The following is a 21664-nucleotide window of genomic DNA, read 5'->3' on the forward strand; positions in this document are numbered from 1 at the left end:
GCTTGTCATGTAGTTAGTTTCTCAATGATTAAAAATGTTAAGTTTCATGCCAGTAAAAACTGTTATATCCATTCTAAGCCATGATATTGAGTTTGTTTTGCTAGTTCTTCGCGCTCAGTTAATATATATCCCGCAGTCGTGTTTACATTACTGTGGCCAGCAAACACTCTAACTTTTTCCAAATCTAATTTATGTTGGTTCAGTAAGTGGGTTAGCGCTGTATGTCGCAAGGCATGAAACCCCTTGCTAATAATCGACTGTGCCATATGAGAGTCAACATTAGCTTGTTGTTCAATTAGACTAATGATTAATGATTTATAAAAGGTCCTTAGCTGACGTGTGCTGATATTGTTGCCATAGAGCAGTGGTGACAACTGTTTAATCGGTTTAACTGATGGTGCAAAAGGAAATGTATCAAATGCAGTTAGTTGCTCTGGGGCACCATGTATCCGTCGAAACCGATAGATACTTTCCATCACCATCTCATTAAGTGGAATGATACGTCGTGATGACCCTTTACCCAACACTTCCCATGTATAACCAAAGTCAGTTTTGTAAATGGAGTCGTGAGTATGGGTACATAACTCATGTTCCCTTGCAGCAGTACCGTAGGCAATACTTATAAAATAACGAGCACGTTCATAATGCAATTGCTGCCGTTGAGTGGCTTTAGGCAGTTGCTGCACAGCATGACAAATAAAAGACCATTCATCTAAGCTGTATGCACCTTGTGTGCCATGCCCTCTGGCATACTTATCGCCAAGCTTTTGCATCCCTGCAGCAGGATTTCGATCTAAATAACCCTGCTGATGTAAAAAACTTAATAGTGAAGCAATAACGCGCATAATGTTGTCAAAGCCACTGCCTTTTTTTACTGGAAATGGAAAAAGCTCTGCAACAGTGTATGAAGTTTGGCTCGTGCAGTATTGCCAACGTAAAGGTGGATCTTGTAAGAATTGGTGGTATTGCTGTAGGTCTTTTAAGGTAAGTCGCTTGAGCGTTATACCTTGCTGCCAATTAAGCCAAGCTAAGAAGCGCTGACATTCACGTTGATAACGGCGCAAAGTGTGTTCTGAGCGGCCACCTCGTGCTTTAAGAAAAACTGTAATGGCTTCTACATCATTATTAGCGCCAATTCCATTATTTAACGATGGTTTAGTCGGTAAAGGGGATAGGGTAGAGCTTTCTGCTAAAGCAGTGATGCTAAGTTCAAGTGGCTTCATTCGTTTTGTGCGTTAACTCATTAATCCTCAAAGTGCTCTATATTAGGGAGATGTGAGCAGAACGACAAGAACACAATAAATAATTGTTAAGAAACTTTAATGTTCGCCAGCTTGTTTAACGCACTTACTGATTGAGTCTGGGTCGCTGCATGCGTCATAATCAAAATAGCTTTGCATCCACTGTCGGTATAGTCCTTGCTCATGAATGATTCTTAATTCATCCCATAACTGCTCAACAAGTGTAGGGTAGTTTGTTTGCATTTGTTTAGAAAACATTAAATACATTGGAATCGTTTCAACAGGGATAGGTTCCATCACAATATCTTTAAAACGGTTATCTGTTTCCATCAGTGGCTTTGCAATAGTATAAAAGCCTACAAAACCCGCTAAGTGTTCTTTCTTTACACGCAATAGTAGCCTTTCCAGGCTGAAATCTTCCACGACATCAATGCCCATATTATTAAGTGTATCAACAATGGAAAAGCCTAGCGTTGCCCCTAATGGACCATTTAAGTTTTGAAAGGTAGTACCGTCCCAGGTTATAGGTGCATCTTTGAGTTTAAAAAGATGAAAACTATTACTTATCATCTTTCTTGAAGTGTCAATTTGTCCATTCTTGAATGGATAAACTCCAAACTCTAAACGTTTAGGTAAGTAGACAGCGTGGAAGCTAGCATCAACACTATTTTGTTTTAACTGCATTAAACAGCGTTTCCATGGTGAGCGTACATGGATCACTTTGAAGTGATACTTTTGTGCTAGATATTGGATGATTTGTAAGCTGATGCCTGGGTGTGAGGTAATGATAGGCTCATCTTGTGTGTTGAGCACAAAAGGAAAATTAGCTTTAGGGATGTAGCAAAAACTAATCGTGTTCGGCTTGTCAGTTTCTGCTGCACTACCTATAGATGAAATAAATAGAAATAAAACTATAGAAAGCCAATGAGTGCTCATTCAGGGGCTCAGTTATTAATGGCTTCAAATTAACTATATATGCTAACAATGACTCCTCCTCCATGAGTTATCAGAGTAGCAGTTAATTATAATCGTAGCTTGTTTTACCTGCTTAAGGTGCTACAGGTTCAGTGGTTGATGCCGTTTCTACTTCAGCGGAAGCATCTAACTCAGCTTGAAACTTTTCAAAGATTTTATAGTGAGACTCTGACATAGGAAGGTCAGCGAGTGTTTGCCAAGCAATTTCACGTACAACCCAATCTTCATCATCGTTTTTAACAAGATCTACAAGAGCACTGGCTACAGATTGATCGGAGTATCGAGATTGCGCAAGCGCAAAAGCTGCACCAGCACGAACGTCCGCAGAATTGTCTTTCAATGCATCGACAACAGGGTCAAGTTTTTCTCGATCATTTGCCCAGTTAGCGACAGCAATCATTGCTCTACGACGCAGTTCAGGGTCATCATTTTGTGTTAATGGTTTTAACGTATTAATTATTTGGGTTGTTTCTTGAGGGCTTGTAGGGTGCTTTGGGAGTGCATAAAGGGCTGCACCCATAACATTTTTATTTGTTTCACTTGAAAGAAGTTTCATAACATGACTGCGCTGTTTCTCCCCATAGATACCTAAACGCGCCATGAGCTCAAGTCCTGCAATTTTTTCTTCCGAGGAGCTTCCTTCTACAAGCTCTATGGATGCCGCTTCAACTTCAGGATCTTGGATAACGCCAAGTAATGCACCTAAGATTTGACCCGTTTCAGTACTTAACCCATTTTTAAATTGTGTTATTGCCCAGCTTAATGCAGCCGGATTATGGCTCATTTCATATAACAATTGTGCTTGTAGAGCACTTTGAATACTTTCTGCATAGGGTGATGGTTGGTTAAGCGCTTCTTCTAATTGCCCAAATAAATCTTTAGCCATTAAAGCCTTGGGGGGCTCTGTAACTTCTGTGGCTTGTGCTGCTTCTTTGGGGGGGGTATCTGGCGTTGATACATCAGGTTTGTTTTCTGCCAATGCAATAGTGGCTGAATTAGGTTCAGAACATGCATTAGCATTTGTCTCTGATTGAACAAGTGGTGGAGGCACTTGTTTCGTTGCTGTTGTTGCAGAGCTTGAATGTCCCAAATAAAAACCAACTACAGTACTGATCAACGAAGAGCATAACACAGTTGCGCTAAGCTTCATGTTCAGGTTCATGTTACTCTCCTACTACTGAGACACTCTCTTCCTTTAATATACACGTTTAAGATGAACCCTCGTTGATTGTTCACCTGGAAAAATGTCATCACCTTAATTTATTCTTAGATGAAAATGATCATGATGGTTTGGCCAACACATGACGTACGATAAACCCGACTTACCAGGTTTTTGTCGACATTCGCCCCGACGTTTGCCTGCGTATCGTGGTAACATACTGAACATATTGCGATCATTGAAAAAGATTAAGTTAACTTTGAAGTACTTTTTTAGATAGTTGTTTAGAAATTCTCTGCTACGCTTATACGAGTAACTATTTTTATAAATACTTGAGCCTTGGCGCAGTCCATCTTTTCTTATAAGTCGAATATCAACATCAACACCTTTACGATGACTTGCATGACCTCTGAGTAGGCCGCCTTTTTGAAAGGAGATATCTCCAATACCTATCTCTCCCCAGGTTGGCTTTTCTTTTTTCCACGCAGCTGCAACACGCTGTAGTCCGTAGACTAAGCGAGGTTTTCCCCAAGCGCGTTTAGCCGCAGTATAAGTGTAAAAGCCTCTGCCTCCTGTAGGCATTTGAATAAAGCTGGTTTTTGACTTTGGACGAGCGCTATTAACACCATTCAGGTATTTACCATGAACCCAGCGTTCATTACCGTTAAAAAATATTTTAAACCAAGGGCCTCGTTTTATTGAATAAGCCCACTCGGCACCTTTGCTGGTTAGATTTACAACACGATAAGAGGTACCAGGACCACTCCGTACTTTTAGTTGTGTTGCTGTAACAACACCATTTGGCAGACTGCTTGAAACAACATACTGGCCATAAATCCAACCTGATTGATTATTGACCCAGATTTTATGCCAGCCTCTGGTTTTGGCTATAGAAACGTAGACTTGGTCTTGGGTGATGCGGCCAATGATCTTATGTTGAGTGCTTGGCCCGTTACGCACATTAAGTGCAGCAACGTTGACCTTGATACTCTGACCAGCATATGCGTTAAAACAGATTAAGCTAAAAGCATACAGCAATACTAGGGTAAATTTTTTTAGTAATGCTCTGCTCGCTGTTAACTTCACTTGCATAAATTAAAGACCTATTGCCAACAGCGACTCGTTGTTAAATAAATAATTAGAATCGCAAACACTCCAGAAAAACGATACGACAAATCACCCATAATATTTTTTAATGGTATTAAAAATTTTGTGATTCTTGTCATACTGAGTTAACACACGCCTTTACTGATATGTGTAGTGTTAATTGAGTTGGTAGATGTATAGAGTGCTAAGAAAATAAAGGAATGTATATGAAGTATGTAACAGACTATAAAATTATTATTTTTTTATAAAACCTATTAACTGATTTGTTATTAATGTCGCTGAAAATATGAAGGTTAAGTCTCATTAAGATTGAGTGGTAACGAGAATCTTATGAGCAGGAATATGTGTGAAAAGTATGTAAAAGTAGGTTGGGTAAAAGAAAAAAGTTGATGTTGGTTTAATTTTTAATGTTAAGCATTAAGCTTTTGTTGTTTCAAATACTTGCCAGTAACAACCAAATCGGTGGGCTTGATGCATATGCCAGGTCAGGGGAGATGCATCTAATGCACTTAATACCTGATGATTGCCAAAACTTGCAAAGCTAAAATAGCACTGCCCATTGTGGGTTAGATAGAAGTAGACCTGATTTAAGAAGTCATCGTATAGTTTTTTTATGTCAGTAACTACGTAATCCCAGCCACTTTCAAGGATGGGAAGGTTGGCAATAATGACATCAAAAAGCTTGTCGTTGGCTGGTAGAGCTTCGAAAACATTAATACTATCTAATTGGTGTCGAGCAATATTTTCTTTGCAGTTTGCAATGGCTACAGGGTCAATATCGCACGCAATGACTTTTTTGGAGAGATCAGGCAGCTTGCTTAAGAGGAAACTTGTTGAGTGAGTTAATTCAGTACTAGGACAAAAAACCTGTTGGTAAACAATGATGGGGATATTGGCAGCGGTATAATTGGTAGTAAAACGTTGCTGATTAGCTGCAAGCCAGAGTTGGCAATAGGTTTCTTGAGAAACATTTTCAGGAATACGCATGACTGTTCCCTGTATTCAATCAGGTCTTTTCTTCAATTCCATTTTGATTGCTAGGGTTAGATTAGGAGAAAGAAGATAAACAGGGAAAGATAAAATGAGAATAAAAAAATAACGGATGGAGTAATAGGCTTCACCCGCTTTAATATATTTGACCTAACAAATGAACACCATTATGTAATCACATTTACTTGAAAATTACAAATCAGGTGATATGAAAATTTTAAACAAAAAAAAGAGGGGCTTATGCCCCTCAAAGGTTAATGCACCAAGTAGTTATGCGAGTTGGTTACTCATTTCTTTGGCAAATGCTTCAGCATTTAAGCCAACAAGTAAGTGCAATTTGTTGTTATCAAGTTTAACAACCCCATTTGCACCTGCCTGTTCAAGAGCAGCTGTATTTACAGCGCTACTATCTTTTACTTCCATCCGTAGACGTGTTGTTGCACAGCATTCAACGTTACGGATATTTGAGGCTCCCCCCAACGCTAGAATAAAGTTTTTAACTTTTTCTGCTACTACGCTGGGGTCATGCGCCTTTGGGCTGTTGCTTACTCCTCCAGTAGCTGCAGCAGGAGCTACAGGTGCAACTATCTCATCATCGCCTGATGAGCTTTTCAGATATTCTTCCATATCTGTTTTGAAGTTTTCAGACTGAGGACCAAAGATCGCTTGTACACCATTACCCACTACGACACACCCAGCAGCACCCAGTGCTTTCAGTTTTGCTTGGTCAACTTTTGCTATGTCCTCAACAGAGACCCGTAAGCGAGTGATACATGCATCAAGGTTAGTGATGTTTTGTCTGCCACCGAAAGCGATAACAAGCTGCTTGGAGAAGGCAAAGGCACCATCAGCATGAGCTTCTTCCAGAGTATGTTCTACTTCATCTTCACGGCCAGGCGTTTTCAAATTGAATTTAACAATCACTGTGCGGAATACGAAGTAGTATACAGCTGCCCAGATAGGACCTATTACTAGGAACCACAGTGCATTAGAGGATTGATTAAACAGCACAATGTAATCAATTAAACCGTGAGAGAAGGTTGTGCCATGTTTGATACCCAGTGCGATACAAGTATAGAAAGCAGCACCAGCCAGTAATGCATGGATAGCATACAGAACAGGCGCAACAAACAAGAAGGCAAACTCGATGGGTTCAGTGATACCAGTCAGGAATGAAGTCAATGCAGCTGACAGCATGATACCGCCGATTTTAGCGCGGTTTTCAGGCTTAGCGGTATGCCAGATAGCAATGGCTGCTGCAGGTAGACCCCACATTTTGAACAGGTAGCCACCAGCTAGGTTTCCTGCAGTTGGATCATAAGCAATATAACGATGGATTTCACCACGAACAGTATCACCTGCGCTGTTAACAAACTCACCCACTTCAAAGAAGAAAGGTACGTTCCAGATGTGGTGTAAACCAAATGGAATCAATGAACGTTCGACAACTCCATAGATGGAGAAAGCAAGTCCAGGACTTTCACTAGCCGCCCAGTGAGAGAAGCTTTGAATGGCTGCACCAATAGGAGGCCAAATGAAGCTTAATACGGCACCTAATAAAATCGCGGCAAACGCAGTTACGATGGGAACAAAGCGCTTTCCAGCAAAAAAGCCTAAGTATTGAGGCAGTTTTATGCGGTAGAACTTATTAAATAAGCCACCTGCAATACCACCAATGGCAATACCGCCAAATACCCCTGTGTCAATTGAGTTGATACCCATAATTGCCTTGGTATCAACACCATTAGCTGCAGAGATGACTCCCATAGTACCGAGGAGTACGGCATAACCAACCACTGCGGCTAGAGAGGCAACACCATCATTCTGGGTTAAGCCTAGTGCAACACCAATCGCAAAGATAAGTGGTAGGTTACCAAAGATGGCCCCACCAGCTTGCTCCATTACATTGGATAGAATTTCTGGTAACCAAGTGAAGTCTGCGGCACCAACACCTAACAAAATACCTGCTACCGGTAATACTGATACAGGTAGCATCAGCGCTTTACCGATCTTTTGCAAGAATGCAAAAGAAGACTTGAAGTCAATCATCGTGTCCTCCTTCCTTTTTCAAGGAAACTGCTTTTTTATTTAATTTGTTTTGTACTGCTCATTTCATTTTTCTAAATTAATTTTTCTTACTTCGGCTGCAGACTCTAGATTGAGCGCCTTTTCGGCCAATTGTTGGCAGTTAGCCAGCTTGAGTTCTCGAATCTGAGCTTTTATTTCAGGTATACAAGGAACACTAACACTCAACTCATCCACACCTAGCCCGACAAGAAGAGGTACTGCCTGAGGGTCAGAAGCGACAGCACCACATACTCCTACCCATTTGCCATGCTGGTGAGCGCCTTCAACGGTTTGTTTGATGAGACGTAAAATACCTGGATGGAGGCTATCGATTTTCGCAGCCAGTTCAGGGTGTCCCCGATCCATCGCTAGAGTGTATTGAGTGAGGTCGTTAGTTCCAATTGAGAAGAAGTCAACTTCACGGGCGAATTGCTCTGCCATCACTGCAGTAACAGGCACTTCAACCATGATACCTATTTCAATGGAACCAACATTTAGTTTTTCTTGTTCTTCCCGAATGATGGCTTTTGCTTGACGGAGTTCATCAAGGTTGGCAATCATTGGAAACATAATGCGCATCTTACAGCCATTGGCGGCTTTTAAGATTGCCCGAATTTGAGTGCGGAGAATATCTGGATAGGCTAGGCCGATTCGGATACCACGCTGTCCCAAAAATGGGTTTTCTTCGTCAGGTAAGCGCAGGTAGGGTAGGGGTTTATCACCACCCACATCCAGGGTACGGATGATAAGTGGACGATTCTTTCCAAGGGTATTAGCTATATTGCTATAAATAGCTAATTGATCTTCTTCACTGGGTTCAGTAGTGCGGTCAAGATAAAGAAACTCTGAGCGTAACAGACCAACACCTTCGCCACCCATTTTGACCGCTTCAACGGCTTCTTGCTCATTACCAATATTGGCTGCGACCTCAATACGGTGACCATCAACAGTTACAGCAGGATTATTAGCTGCTGCTAAATCCGCTTGGCGTTTTTTAGCAATTGCCTTTTTACGGGCAATGGCATCATCAATAGTCGCCTGATCAGGATTTAAGCGAAGCTCGCCTTTACCGCCATCTAAAATTGCTGGTGTATTGTTAGCAACTTCAAGTAAATGTTCATTAAGGCCTGCAACGTATGGTACGTCTAGAGAGCGAGCGATAATTGCCGCATGTGAAGAAGTGCCTCCGAGTACAGTACATAAACCAATGACTTTGCTACGGTCCAGATTAGCGGTATCAGAAGGGGTTAAGTCTTCTGCGACCAAGATGGCATTTTCTGGAAGCTCCATGTGGCTTTCTTCTTCACCCAATAAGCAACCCAATACACGACGGCCAACATCTCTTAAGTCATTAGCACGCTGTGCCATCAAGTCGTTGCTGAGAGAAGACAAGACTTTAACATGCGTGTTGACAGCATCTTGCCAAGCAAAAGCAGCACTTTTGTTTTGATCAATCGCGTCATTAGCAATGTCGAGTAAGTCGGGATCGTCTAGTAACTCACAGTGGGCTTCAAATATTTTGGCATTTTCGGCATCACCATCTGCGGCCATTTTGTGCTGAAGGGCTAATAGCTGTTGCTTACTGTGTTCAATTGCAGTTTGCAACATTTGACGCTCAATAGCAGGTGCTTCGCCTGTTTCTGGAACATCAAACTGTTGTTGTTTTTTCTGTACTATAAAGCCATGAGCCAGGCCTGGAGAGGCGCTTACACCACACAGTAGGTTAGGATCATCGCTGGTTTCAGGGTGAGGTTTGACACCATGTGGTACCCGCTTTTTCTTAACAGGTTCCGCACCTTTTTCTCCCAGCCCGTCTAACATGGCATTCTTGACTTCTGCTAAGGCTGCTTCAGCATCTTCACCAGAGGCAGAAAGATAAACTTCTTCATTGTGGCCTACATCTAAGCCCATGATCGCAACAACTGATTTAGCGTTAGCTTGTTGGTCACCCTTATGAAGGTGAACAGCAGATTTGTATTTTTTTGCAAGACTACTCAGTACTGCTGCTGGGCGGGCATGTAAGCCAGAAGGGTTAGGAATTGCAAAAGATTCAGTCGTAACGATTTCGCTAGAAGCTTCTGTAGTGGATTCAGTATATTCGCCCAAATGTAGGGTTAATACTGTATCGCGGCTAGCTTCAACTGGACCTTCGGCATATTGGAATTTTGCAACTTGGTCACTATTGGTAATAACAATTTGAGTAAGTAGGCTTGCAGCCTTAGAGGCAACAATATCCATATCAAACTCAATCAGTGCATCACCCATGTTTACTTTATCACCTTTCTTTACTAGTGGCTTAAAGCCTTCTCCTTTCAGCATTACGGTTTCTAAACCAATATGTATCATTACCTCGATACCGTCTGGAGTAGCAATGGTTACCGCATGATTAGCTGAATGGAGTTGGCTTACTTCACCACTACAAGGTGCCAGTAAGCAATTAGTGACAGGATCAATAGAAATACCATCACCCACCATTTTTTGAGAAAACACTGGATCAGGCACTTCAGTTATGGGAAGTAAATATCCCGTAAAAGGGGCTTTAAGGACAATTTTCTTGGCAGAAACTGCTTGGGGCATTATTAACATCTCCTTCCATACCCACACGGATTAAAAGCCATTTTGGGCAAGGCATGCTGCGGATATTGTTATATGCAGTCTTTTAAATGCTGCTTAATTTAGTAAATTCAGTGTAGGCACCGTGCTTCTTAAAATACTTGATTTATCGCAATTAAGCAGGATGAGGTAGGCAACAAAGTGTAAGGATATACCCAGTAACGCTCAGCTTTGTAACAGGAGTATTACAAAGGAAGACAAACTATTATTAGTGTTGCCTAAAAGATACTTACGTAAAAAAGGCGGGGGATTTGTAAAGATATATTTAATTTAAATATGAATGATATGAGTGTCTTTAAAGTGCTTGGTCAAAAAAGTCCATTGGGTAGTAAATAATGAAATAGGAAAACGTGGGGTATAGTAATGGATCTAGCTTCACTAACACAATACGGAAATAGCGAAGCATTATTGTCAGTCTTCACAAGGCTGTAACGTAGATCTACTGATATAGAACGAAACTTCATGATTGTTAGCGAGTGCATAAACAAGTATACATAAGCTGTGGTATAGCGTAGAACAAGAAGAGATTGAAAGGTCCTAAACCAATGGGCTTGAATGTATATTAAGTGAGGCGCTGATGTCGGCTGAATTAAATCAAAATGTTGTTGTTACGGGGGCAGGTAGTGGGCTAGGAGCTGCTTTAACAGCACAATTGTCATCACAAGGCTATCATGTTGTTGCGCTTGGCAGGAGTTTGGATAAGCTTGAGCAGTTAGTGACGCAGTATAAACAGGTTACGCCTTTTGTAGTGGATTTATCCTGTGAAGAAGAGGTGAGTCAAATATTTTCTGAGCTTGCTGTTTGGCAGGCACCATTTACCAAGGTCTTTTGTTGTGCGGGCTCTGGTAAATTTGGTCCTTTAGCTAATTATAACCAAGTAACTATACAACACATGGTGAACGATAATTTGATCAGCATGATGTTAGTTGCACAAGCCGCCTTAGGTTTATTTCGTCATCAGGACTCTGCTGGAACGCTTATTAATGTGATGTCCAGTGCAGCTCAGGTAGGTAAAGCAAACGAAACTGTATACTGTGCAATGAAGTGGGGATGTCGAGGTTTTACAGAAGCTTTACGGGCAGAGCTTGCTGGGACTAACATACAAGTAGTCGGTGTGTATCCCAGTGGAATGCGGACAGCCTTTTGGCAAAAAGGTACTGTTACACATGATCAGTATTCGCAGTACATGGATCCAGATGAAGTAGCGAGAATTATACTGTTGAATTTACAAGAGATGAGCAGTTGTTATACGTCAGATATAGTCATTAATAAACTAAAACGATAAATTTCTAACAACTGAACAGGGATATGTAATAAAAACTAAAATTGATATTTGGGAAGACACTCATTATGTCTGCACTATCTGTGGCCCTACATGCACTCTTTAATGATGACGCTACACGTAACCAGGTCGCTGTGTTGTTACATCAGTTAAAGAGTAAAACCACGCAGGAAAACCCGAATCCTCGCCCTCTTGAAATTGCTGAAGTACCCAGTCCAGACTGTATAGAGTCTGTGGGAGACAGTGGTTTAACCTGTATTTGGTGGGAGTTAGACAGTGGTAGAATTGCTTCAAGCGACTTAATTCATGCTCTAGCCAAGGCTGGTGCTCAGCGTTTCTTCTCATACTTTAATGCTGTGGAATATGAGCATGAAGAGTATGGCAATGACTTTTTCTTTACACTCGCAGGGGATGGAGTCCATGTACTGGAAGGTGAGTTGCAGGATTTGTTTCACCGATTAGATCATGCACGAGAAAATAATCTGTCACCACAAGCTGTGCTGTTAAAAATTCTGCCAGAATTGGCTACGCGTGTAAATGAAGGTTCTGTTTATCTTGGACGTGCTGTTCAGGTGTAAATCATTACACGGCCATTGTTGAGTATTTCTATAGGGTAGGAATTTATTTTCAGCCTCTTTACAATGCGCGTCAAAGTAACCGTGACAAGGTTATGTCTACTGTGTCATTGACACAATGCTAAGCCATTAATCATGGAGCAATGCATGTCTCGCAAGAAGAAAGTTTTTATCGCCTATACCGGTGGTACCATTGGTATGAAGAAGACCGCTAACGGCTGGGCTCCTGCACCCGGTTTTCTAGCTGAAATGATGCAAAATAACCCCGTGTTTCATAGCGATGTCATGCCAGAATATGACATATATGAGTTTTCACCCTTGCTAGACTCATCAAATATGACACCTCGTAACTGGGTGATGATTGCAGAAGTGGTCGCTCAGCGAATAGATGAATATGATGGCATAATTGTTCTTCATGGTACGGATACTATGGCATATAGTGCATCAGCACTATCGTTTATGCTGGAGAATTTACATAAGCCAGTAGTATTTACTGGGTCTCAGATACCCATGGTTGAGCCTCGGACTGATGCTATTAGAAATTTAACGAATTCCTTGCTTATTGCTGCACATGAATCAATTCCTGAAGTATCGCTTTATTTTGACCAAAATTTATACCGTGGTTGTCGTGCAGTAAAAGCACATTGCGATAACTTATCTGCTTTTGCATCACCTAATTTTCCCCCGTTGGCGATTGCAGGTATCAATATTGAAGTCAATCACCAACTGAAGCGTGCTGAGCCAACAGCAGAACATGGTGGGTTAAGCTTACATAAAGAAATGGATCCTTATGTAGGTATTCTTTGGCTTTTTCCTGGGATAACAGCAGAGGTCGTCAGTAACTTTTTGCAGTCACCACTTAAAGGGGCTGTGATACAAGCATATGGGGTTGGTAATGGGCCTAGCGCTGATCCTAATTTTGTTGCAGCTTTACAAGAGGCTCATCAACGAGGAGTAGTATTAGTTGATTGTACACAGTGTTGGTCAGGACGAGTCAATATTACGGGGTATGCGACAGGAACAGGTATGGCGGCTGCGGGGGTGGTCAGTGGTTATGATATGACCCCTGAAGCCGCACTCACTAAATTATTTTATTTATTTGGTAAAGGTTATTCATCTCAGCAAGTAGAGAAGCTTATCCAACAGGATTTAAGAGGTGAGTTAACCGCACAGTCCTAATAACGTCCAATGGCACTCAATAGTGAATAATTAAGCAATATATAAACTAGCTAAGCTAAAATGTGGAATTTACGACAGTTTTTTTCTACAGCATGTGAAATACTGTTACGCGTAGTACTGCTACTGAAGTGTAATTGTGTATATTGACACCAGCAGGCTTTTACGAGGTTTTGTCTCAGTAAATAAAAGTCGCTTGTGTATTTGTATGTGATTCAGTTGTAGTGAAAAGCTGCGTGGTGACATGTTCAACATCAGGGATGAAGCCACAGACTATATTGCCAACAAGGACGACAATAAAAATTAAATGCTGGCAGAAGCGGGTGGCATTTTACCTGAGTTGGTTTCATGTACTAAATATGGACTTTTTACCTTGAGAGAGGATCATGAAAAAACAACTTGCCAGCTTTGCGGTTTTTGCGGTGGCATTTTTGAGTATATCTGCGGTGCAGGTGCAGGCTGGAATTATTCGAAATGGTGGGTTTGAGTCAGCTGATATTGATGATGGTTGGTATTATGATGCTAATCCTAAGCCAGTTGAAGCTGTAAAAGATGTTGTGTCACAAGATGGAAATCATTACAAAGCTTCGGAAGGCGCGTATATGGCTAGCTTACCGACAAGTAGTGCTTTATTGAATAATATGCTGACTTGGCAAGCAGGGGATAAACTTCAGTTTAAATGGTTAATTACTGATGAGAATGTTGCGGCCACATTTCTTATGATGGAAAACGGCATGTCAGTTTCTGACCATTTAAACCTCACAGGAGAAGTAGGTAAATGGCATACGTTTACGTTTACCTTTGGCATGGATGGAATTCCCTTTAATCAAGCATTTGGTTTTCAAGGGTTTGGTATACCAGGTAAAGGTCATTTACTCATTGATGATGTACAGTTACTAACGGCTAGTGCCATCAGTGAACCTTTTAGTCTAGGGCTAATGGTATCCGTTCTATTGCTGTGGCGCCCTCAGCGCAACAAGAGTTCTATTAAGCTCATAACCTAAGGAAGAACAAACGCTTTATTGTGAGCAGGGTGCATAGCAAATGCACCCTGCTGCTTGAATGAATTGTTATATTTCAAAGGGTTATCAAAGCTTATTAAGATGCTTTATTACTTAGGCGGCGCAGAGCGTTACCTGTTAGAGCATAATATAAATGCCCAGACGCTTTTGTCGCCCCAAGCGCTTTATAGAAGCCAATTGCAGGGTCGTTCCAATCAAGTACACTCCACTCTAGACCAGCATAACCACGAGATAGACAAACTGTGGCTAGCGAAGTAAAAAGGTGTTTTCCAATACCTTTACCACGAAATCTAGGAAGAATAAAAATATCCTCCAAATAAAGATAACGTTTGCCTAAAAAGGTACTGTATAAGGTTTGAAATAAAGCAAAGCCAGCCGCTTGATCCTGATAAAACGCAAGAATTGTTTCTGCAAGGGGAGACTCACCAAATAAACATTCATGTAAATTTTCTGGCCTGGCAATCATATCATGGGGGCGTTGTTCATAGTCTGCCAAACCTTTAATCATGGAGTGAATAAGAGGGACATCCTCTGGCTTAGCCCAACGAAGTGATAATCGAGAATCATTAAGTTGAAAAGCTGAACTCACAAGTAAACTCCTAACTATCTTTCTCTTTATTAAATATTACTGCTTTGTTGCAACCTGTTTAAAGCTTTACACTAAAAATAACAAGCAATTAATGGGAATTCATAAACTCAATATTTAGACCATCCCAACACAAATAAGTAAAAATTTTAACCGACTGCACCACTAAATTGTTGTAACTCATAAATATCCCTATAAACTCCACCAACGGTAAGTAAACAAGAATGATGCCCTTGCTGTACAAGCTTTCCCTTAGCTAACACAAAAATCTTATCAGCATGTGTTATCGTAGATAACCTATGTGCAATCGCAATAATGGTGATCTTACCATGCATCATTTGCAGTGTTTCTAAAATTTGCTGCTCTGTTTCACTATCAATATTAGCTGTTGCTTCATCCAAAATAAGCATTTTAGGTTTTCTTAATAATACTCGAGCTAAACAGATAAGCTGCCGTTGTCCCGTAGAAAGGTTGAGTCCTCGTTCACCAATGTGAGTTTCAAGGCCATTAGGTAGTTGTTCTAATGTTTCCTGTAAACCAACAGCGCTGATAGCTGAGTTTAATTCATCTTCATCTACTGTAACACCAAAACTTAAATTATCTCGAATAGTTCCACTAAATAAGAAAGGTTCTTGCTGCACGATGCCAATAAATTGGTGCAAAACCTGTTTATTGATAGCCGATAATGAATGACCATCAACCTTAATATCCCCCTTTACTGGACTATAGAGCCCTAAAAGCAAACTGGCCAAAGTACTTTTACCACTCCCTGTGTGGCCCACTATCGCACAAAATGTTCCTTCTGGAATAAAAAGGCTAATACTATCCAAAACAGTGTTATCTGCTTCATAAGCAAACGATACCTGATGACATTCAATATTGGCATGGTGGATTATTTCTCTAACAGGGGCATTGGCTTTTGGTAATTTTTGAGTAGCATTACCTGGTTGGTCTAATAACTGGAAAACCCGGTCAGCAGCTACAATAGCTTGTTGTAATAGGTTCAGTCGCTGTGTCATCTCGATCAGAGGTTCAGTAAAGCGATTCACATAGTTTATAAACGCATAAATTACACCTATTTCAGCGATTGATGAGAGTGCTTGATAACCAAAACCCAACAATAATCCTGCAAGCACTAGCATTGCGAGTAAATCAATAGCGGCTCGAAGCATCAACCCATCCAACAAAACCGTTTTCAATCGAGCTTGATAGTGTGCTAAAACTGTATTAGAAAAATGCTGTTTAAAACGAGACTGTTGGTTGAATATTTGAATAAGCGCCATTCCTTGAATCGATTCGTTTAAGCGAGTGTTTATTTCACTTAGTAAACTTCTAACTCGTTGAAATAAAGGGGCACTTAAGCGTTGATAAGCAACCATACAGATCACCGTAACAGGCAAAATAGCCGCAGTAATAAGCATTAATTGCCAATCTAATATAGCCATTGCTATGAAAATACCTACAACTAATACTGTATTTTTCAGCATGCTTGCCAGTACGTGAACAAATAAGTCTTTTATCACCTCAGTATCATTACTCACTCTAGAAATAACCCAAGCAGTAGAGGTTTGATCAAAAAAACGTAAAGGCAAATGCAAAACGTTAGCAAATGTTTCAAGCCGAATTCGCTCAATGACTTTAAGTGCAATTTGATAGAAATTGATTGTTTCATAATAAGCAGCAAAAGCGCCTGTAATATGAAACAAAATATAACCCGAGGTTAGTACCACTAAAGGTAACCATGGGTAAGAACCTGTCATTAAGTAGTCGTCGATAAATATTTTGACAAGAATAGGACCACTAACTTGTGCAACAGTACCTATAACAAGTAGGCCTATAGCCCATCTCCACTGTTGAGGAAGATGTCGGCTAAAACCCAGTAAACGTATAATTACGCACCAAAGAGAAAGGGAAGTTGATTTTGGTTTAGCGGGCATTGATCCGTTGCTCTAATTGCTGGTAGTGATAAGCTTGAGCATACCAACCATTATGATTCAATAGCTCATTATGCTTGCCTTGTTCTATTAACTTACCTTGTTGCAAAACGATAATCTGATCAGCATCAGTAGTAGCACTGATCCGATGTCCAGCAATGATAGTGGTACAGTTTTGTCGTACATGTTTAAGATTAGACAGAATAGCTTGCTCCGTTTTCACATCAACAGCTGACAATGCATCATCTAAAATAAGCAATGGCGCGTCTAATAATAATGCACGTGCAATGGCTAATCGTTGCCGCTGACCTCCAGATAAAGTAACCCCTCGTTCACCCACTTGTGTATTATAGCCCTGTGGAAATAGCGTAATATCTTCATGAATGTCCGCTATTTGAGCAGCTTGTTGTATTTCTTCAATGGATGCATCAGGTTTTCCTAACGCAATATTTTCCGCAATACTCATTGAAAATAAAAAAGGATCTTGAGGCACATAAGCAATGTGCTTACGCCAAGAGTGAGCAGTACATACACGATAACTGTGTTCATTAAAGAACAGTTGTAAGTTACTGCATGGATAGAGTCCCATCAATAGCTTTAACACAGTACTTTTTCCACAACCTGTTGGGCCTAAAATACCCAGTGTCTGACCAGAAGAAACCTGAATTTTTAGCGCATGTAAAACACATGTACTGTAAGCTGGATAATGAAAATGATGTAATTCAAGGTTTATACTGATTGTTTGAGCAGAAAAGGATGCTTTGCCTTCTGGCAGTGGTATTGCTTCATCTATTAAGCTTTGGACACGTTCATAAGCGGCTGCACCACGCTCCATAATGTTCAATAACCAGCCAAAAGCAAACATAGGCCATATTAAAAAACCAAGATACATTGTAAAACTGGTCAACTCACCCAGTGTTATCCTATTGTTCGCAACTAGCCAACCGCCAAAAGCCACTGATAATAAAAAAGAACTCGCAACCGTTAAAGTAATAACAGGATCATATTGACTATCCACTTTGGCAACCGCAAAAGAAGCATCTGTTGCTTTGACTGCTTGTTGTTGGAAAAGGTGTTGAGCATAGTGTTCTTGCCCACAGGCTTTCACTAATCTGATACCCGATAACTGTTCTTGCACACAATCATTCAATTCACTAAATGCTGTTTGTGATGTATGAAAAGCAGAAAAAAGTTGTTGGCTGATGCGATACATAAAAAAGCCCATCACTGGCCAGGGCAAAAGTGCAACAAGCGTTAGCGGCCATGAGATAAAAAACGACATGATAAATAACACAATAATACCCGTTAACAAGCCATCAATCATCGCCAAAACACCTTCACCAGCAGTCATAACGACGGCATCAACGTCTTGAGTGGCACGCGCAAGCAAGTCACCACTTGGATGTTGCTGATAAAAAGCAGAGTTACAACTGACTAACCGATTAAAAAGTTGCTGACGTAGTATGGCGCCTAAATGATGAGAGGCACCAAAGAGCCATATGCGCCATAGCACGCGCAATCCATAAATAAATAATGCTAATAAGGCTAAGCCCCCACAGTATTGCAATAATTGATCTGCATTCAAATGCTGTTGGTTGATCTGATCAACAATGTATCCGGCCAATTTAGGCGGAATCATCACTAAACCAGAAATAATGAGGAGAGCAGTCACTGCAGAAAGATAACGTTTACGCTCTAGTTGGAAAAACCATCGCAACTTCCAAAATAAATGCATAAGTTACGCCTTTAACTTAAAATATTCTTCGACATGGATGACTTGTCAGAAGCAGATTAATAGCATAACAAAAAAGCAAAATGACCCAATCGTTTTATTCAATTAATTGTCAATAGACTAAGCCCTTAATCATATTACTAAACACAACGCTAATATTGATTTTTTTTGTAAAAGCGTTCTTTTACTGGCTTATACCATTCCATCAACTGTGATGGTATTCGCGCATTATACCCCAGTAATTGTTTCGTATTTTCGGATAAACTAGAGCAAAAGTCATATCCTAATGCTTTGCAGTAATCAAATTGCGGCTTAATAAAAGGCCGTGTAAATGTCAATGTCGCTGCTCGACGTGGGAGGTTGGTTACATTTTTTCCAGCACAGTGCCATAAGTATCCATCAAAAAAAAGAATATCACCTTGCTCTGGTAATAGCGGCTTCGCTTCCTTAAAAAAAGTTTGGTCGTCTGGTTTTGTTTGAGTCATTTTGGCTTTAGGAAATATATAAGTACCTCCTGTGTCAGGTGTAAACGTGTCTAAAGGTATGAGTGCATTGAGCATAGCAGGGAAGGGCAAATGGGATAACTTTGAATCCTGATGAATATTTCTAACATAAACATCATGGTTATTATCAAAGATACTATATGAGTTCAGAATACAAGGGCCACCAAACAGTCGAGTTAATAACGCAACAGGTAAATATTCAAGAAATAACAAAAAAGGAAAACCAAAGATGATAATATGATGGCAAACACCATCCCCCTGTTGATGGTAGTTAAGTTGTTGATGTATTGTTTTATAGACGGGTTTTATTTGCTCATAGCCTGCAGCCAACTGAGAAATGATATCTTGTTGCAGACAATTTTTGAGTATAAAAAAGCCATGATTATTGAATTCTTGTTGATATTTACTTAAGTTTTTTTCGTCAGTAGACATAAACTATTGCTCTTTCCAGTTGGCTTTCCTATGGGAATGAATAATTAATTCTGCTTTGATAAACTTTGTTCAAATGTATTAAATTGATCACGAGTGATCCCCACCAGATATTTATCCCAATACTGACCTTGCCGATAGAACCATTGTTTTCGTTGTCCCTCAATATGCCAACCGCACTTTTTTGTATAGAAAGCCAGTGAAGACTCGTTATACTCTATGATATCAGTATCAATTCGTTGCAATCCCAACTCATAAAATGCAAATTTCATCAGTGTATAGAGCGCATCAAAACCAATGCCCTGACCGCGATGTGTTTTATTACCAACAAATAAACCATGAAATGCATTACGATTTTTCCAGTCAATATCAGATAAACTGATAGTCCCAACAAGCTCTTTATTCTTTAGCTCTATAGCAAAAATAAAACGCTCTTTATTTGTATGTAACGTTTCCCACCATTGATTAATGGAGTGTTGTGTATAAGGAAAGTGCCAGCCAACTAACCAGTGCCATATTTCAGGGTCATTGCTCCATTGATGGAGTAACGGCAAGTCATTTCTTTCTATTGCTCGCAATATTATGGTATTACCAACTAAGTTCATAAGCCAAACTCCACGAGTAACTGATAGATTTTTTCCAAATCAGGTTTCGAATACCGTTGATCCATAGGTAGGCAACACAGGTTACTCATCAACGTTTTTTCAAACGGCGGTAATACGGATACATCGAGTCCTGGCCAATATGTTGGTATATAAACACGGTGTTTGAGTAAGTAGGATTTTAACTTTGGCGTATCAACAAGTAATGGGTAAGACAAAGCAGGGCATACTGGTTTAGGTATAATGATGTTATTGATTGCCTGTAAACGTTGATGCCAAAAATCAAAATTATCTTCTCGGCGGTGAAGAATATCAGTATAGTCAATAGAGTGTAACAATGTATCTGTTAAGATTGACATTCTCTGTAACGGTGCTTGGTCTAGTTGTTTTTCATGTTGTTGGTAATCAGTAAATGCGGGTTCAGGACCTAAGTCTAGCCGTTTTAATAAATAACCACAGGTTGACCATGAACTTGCCTGAGGTAACGAATTAACCAATTGCTGATCTATATTTCCTGTTAACCAGGCTCCATCAGAAACCCCTACGAATTTTCGAGGAGAATAAACAGTAGCAGTGTTCGGGAGAGGAGGACTAAACAGTGCCTGGCAATTATCGATAATACACTGTTTTTTTGGCACATTTTTAAATAATGTTTGCTGATACTCACTGTGAATACCAAAATAGTTAATCCAGAGCAAACCACTTTGTTTATCGAGTGCGGGGAATGAAGTCAGTTCAAATGAGGGCTTCAGTGAGTAAAATGCCAACTTCACGGGTATCTTAGCTAACCAATTTGTAACCTCTGGACAAATATAATAAGGCAACCATAATACTTTCCATTGTTTTTGTTTAACCACCCAATAAACAGCCTGCCTTGCTAAATGGAATTGGGTAACATCCTTATAGAGAGGCAAGTATCTTTTTAGCTCAAGCCCGAAAAAACCACCTAAAGATAAGTTATTGTTCATAGAGTTTATAATAAGATAAAAAATCAACAACATCTTGTACAGAATTATTCATGAGTATATCCAGGATAGATAAGTTATCGATAAAGTCATGAGGATGGTTATACTGGTTATAATAAAATGGTTTTTTTTCTAAAAACAACAATTTTATTCCATTCGCTTTAAACGTTGACGAATTATAAAGCTTACACCCGCCTAACATATTAATATAACAATGGGCATTCAGTTGCCGACAAATATCTATGACTTTTGTTTCTCCTTGCAATGCCATATCATGTTTAATGGTTGATGCACGAATTACCTTCTTTTTTATATTTAATAAAGTCAGTATTTTATTGAGTGAAAAATGTAGATAGTCAACCAAGTGATTTGAGGAGTATTCCAGGCATTCACATAAAACAGGTTTTATTTGGTTAATATAAGGGGTATGAGCATAACTTTGTATAAGCGTTTTTAATACTTTCTGTTTATTTCCATCTAACACTATGTCTTTAATTAAAGTATGACTGCTTGCTTGCTTTATAGATAGCGTAACCCACTGTGGATGTCCGTTCACAATAAATTTATTTCGATTAATCCAACCTTGTTTTATATAAGTGACCGTATCATATAAAACAAACTCATCCACAGCGTGGATTAACTGCCAGTACCCTATATAAGGCAACCAATAAGGTTGCATAATGGCAATTGTTTTCATTCAATTCCA

At 40.0% G+C, this 21664-nt stretch carries 18 protein-coding genes; 4 read left to right on the plus strand and 14 right to left on the minus strand.

Translation table 11 applies throughout. The features are described 5' to 3' along the window. Positions 1 to 62: 62 nt before the first annotated feature. The 7 genes from KCG35_RS08770 to ptsP form a co-directional block, all read right to left on the minus strand. On the minus strand, positions 63 to 1223 hold the full coding sequence (locus KCG35_RS08770; protein WP_215819310.1) for a tyrosine-type recombinase/integrase: 1161 nt from the start codon (positions 1221 to 1223) through the stop codon (positions 63 to 65). A 96-nt stretch (positions 1224 to 1319) separates the two neighbouring features. Then, complete coding sequence (locus KCG35_RS08775; RefSeq protein WP_215819311.1) at positions 1320 to 2177, minus strand: substrate-binding periplasmic protein; 858 nt, start codon at positions 2175 to 2177, stop codon at positions 1320 to 1322. A 112-nt stretch (positions 2178 to 2289) separates the two neighbouring features. Further along, positions 2290 to 3378 (minus strand): HEAT repeat domain-containing protein, encoded by a 1089-nt coding sequence (locus KCG35_RS08780; protein ID WP_215819312.1) that lies wholly within the window; start codon positions 3376 to 3378, stop codon positions 2290 to 2292. Between the two features lie 93 nt (positions 3379 to 3471). Then, a complete protein-coding gene (locus KCG35_RS08785; protein ID WP_215819313.1) occupies positions 3472 to 4467 on the minus strand; it encodes a penicillin-insensitive murein endopeptidase in 996 nt (331 codons plus the stop codon). 432 nt (positions 4468 to 4899) lie between these two features. Further along, positions 4900 to 5469 carry a 50S ribosomal protein L11 methyltransferase gene (locus KCG35_RS08790; RefSeq protein WP_215819314.1) on the minus strand — a complete coding sequence of 190 codons (570 nt, stop codon included), beginning with the start codon at positions 5467 to 5469 and terminating at the stop codon, positions 4900 to 4902. A 273-nt stretch (positions 5470 to 5742) separates the two neighbouring features. Next, positions 5743 to 7521, minus strand: a complete 1779-nt coding sequence (ptsG, locus tag KCG35_RS08795; protein ID WP_215819315.1) for a PTS glucose transporter subunit IIBC — start codon at positions 7519 to 7521, stop codon at positions 5743 to 5745. 63 nt (positions 7522 to 7584) lie between these two features. Continuing rightward, complete coding sequence (ptsP, locus tag KCG35_RS08800) at positions 7585 to 10116, minus strand: phosphoenolpyruvate--protein phosphotransferase (protein ID WP_230409099.1); 2532 nt, start codon at positions 10114 to 10116, stop codon at positions 7585 to 7587. Positions 10117 to 10729: 613 nt separating this feature from the next. On the opposite strand from ptsP, the gene KCG35_RS08805 reads away from it, so the two are divergent. The 4 genes from KCG35_RS08805 to KCG35_RS08820 all read left to right on the plus strand — a co-directional run bounded on the left by KCG35_RS08805 (position 10730) and on the right by KCG35_RS08820 (position 14189). Then, the gene (locus tag KCG35_RS08805) at positions 10730 to 11437 is read left to right on the plus strand and encodes an SDR family NAD(P)-dependent oxidoreductase (RefSeq protein ID WP_215819316.1); all 708 of its coding nucleotides are present in this window, start codon (positions 10730 to 10732) and stop codon (positions 11435 to 11437) included. A 65-nt stretch (positions 11438 to 11502) separates the two neighbouring features. After that, positions 11503 to 12012: a hypothetical protein gene (locus KCG35_RS08810; RefSeq protein WP_215819317.1), complete on the plus strand. Its 510-nt coding sequence runs from the start codon at positions 11503 to 11505 to the stop codon at positions 12010 to 12012. A 144-nt stretch (positions 12013 to 12156) separates the two neighbouring features. After that, positions 12157 to 13188 (plus strand): asparaginase, encoded by a 1032-nt coding sequence (ansA, locus tag KCG35_RS08815; RefSeq protein ID WP_215819318.1) that lies wholly within the window; start codon positions 12157 to 12159, stop codon positions 13186 to 13188. Between the two features lie 383 nt (positions 13189 to 13571). After that, positions 13572 to 14189, plus strand: a complete 618-nt coding sequence (locus KCG35_RS08820; protein ID WP_215819319.1) for a hypothetical protein — start codon at positions 13572 to 13574, stop codon at positions 14187 to 14189. 94 nt (positions 14190 to 14283) lie between these two features. Here the strand turns inward: KCG35_RS08820 and KCG35_RS08825 are convergent, their stop codons facing one another. The 7 genes from KCG35_RS08825 to KCG35_RS08855 form a co-directional block, all read right to left on the minus strand. Continuing rightward, complete coding sequence (locus tag KCG35_RS08825) at positions 14284 to 14796, minus strand: GNAT family N-acetyltransferase (protein WP_215819320.1); 513 nt, start codon at positions 14794 to 14796, stop codon at positions 14284 to 14286. Between the two features lie 146 nt (positions 14797 to 14942). Then, positions 14943 to 16730: an ABC transporter transmembrane domain-containing protein gene (locus tag KCG35_RS08830; RefSeq protein WP_215819321.1), complete on the minus strand. Its 1788-nt coding sequence runs from the start codon at positions 16728 to 16730 to the stop codon at positions 14943 to 14945. Beyond that, a complete protein-coding gene (locus KCG35_RS08835) occupies positions 16720 to 18462 on the minus strand; it encodes an ABC transporter transmembrane domain-containing protein (RefSeq protein WP_215819322.1) in 1743 nt (580 codons plus the stop codon). Before KCG35_RS08835 ends, KCG35_RS08830 begins: the two co-directional genes overlap by 11 nt. 149 nt (positions 18463 to 18611) lie before the next feature. Beyond that, a complete protein-coding gene (locus KCG35_RS08840; RefSeq protein ID WP_215819323.1) occupies positions 18612 to 19394 on the minus strand; it encodes a phytanoyl-CoA dioxygenase family protein in 783 nt (260 codons plus the stop codon). A 44-nt stretch (positions 19395 to 19438) separates the two neighbouring features. Further along, a complete protein-coding gene (locus KCG35_RS08845; RefSeq protein WP_215819324.1) occupies positions 19439 to 19996 on the minus strand; it encodes a GNAT family N-acetyltransferase in 558 nt (185 codons plus the stop codon). Next, the gene (locus KCG35_RS08850; RefSeq protein ID WP_215819325.1) at positions 19993 to 20961 is read right to left on the minus strand and encodes a hypothetical protein; all 969 of its coding nucleotides are present in this window, start codon (positions 20959 to 20961) and stop codon (positions 19993 to 19995) included. Before KCG35_RS08850 ends, KCG35_RS08845 begins: the two co-directional genes overlap by 4 nt. After that, positions 20951 to 21655 (minus strand): WbqC family protein, encoded by a 705-nt coding sequence (locus tag KCG35_RS08855; RefSeq protein WP_215819326.1) that lies wholly within the window; start codon positions 21653 to 21655, stop codon positions 20951 to 20953. Before KCG35_RS08855 ends, KCG35_RS08850 begins: the two co-directional genes overlap by 11 nt. Between the last annotated feature and the right edge of the window lie 9 nt (positions 21656 to 21664).

Source organism: Zooshikella harenae (assembly GCF_018837975.1).
GTDB lineage: Bacteria > Pseudomonadota > Gammaproteobacteria > Pseudomonadales > Zooshikellaceae > Zooshikella > Zooshikella harenae.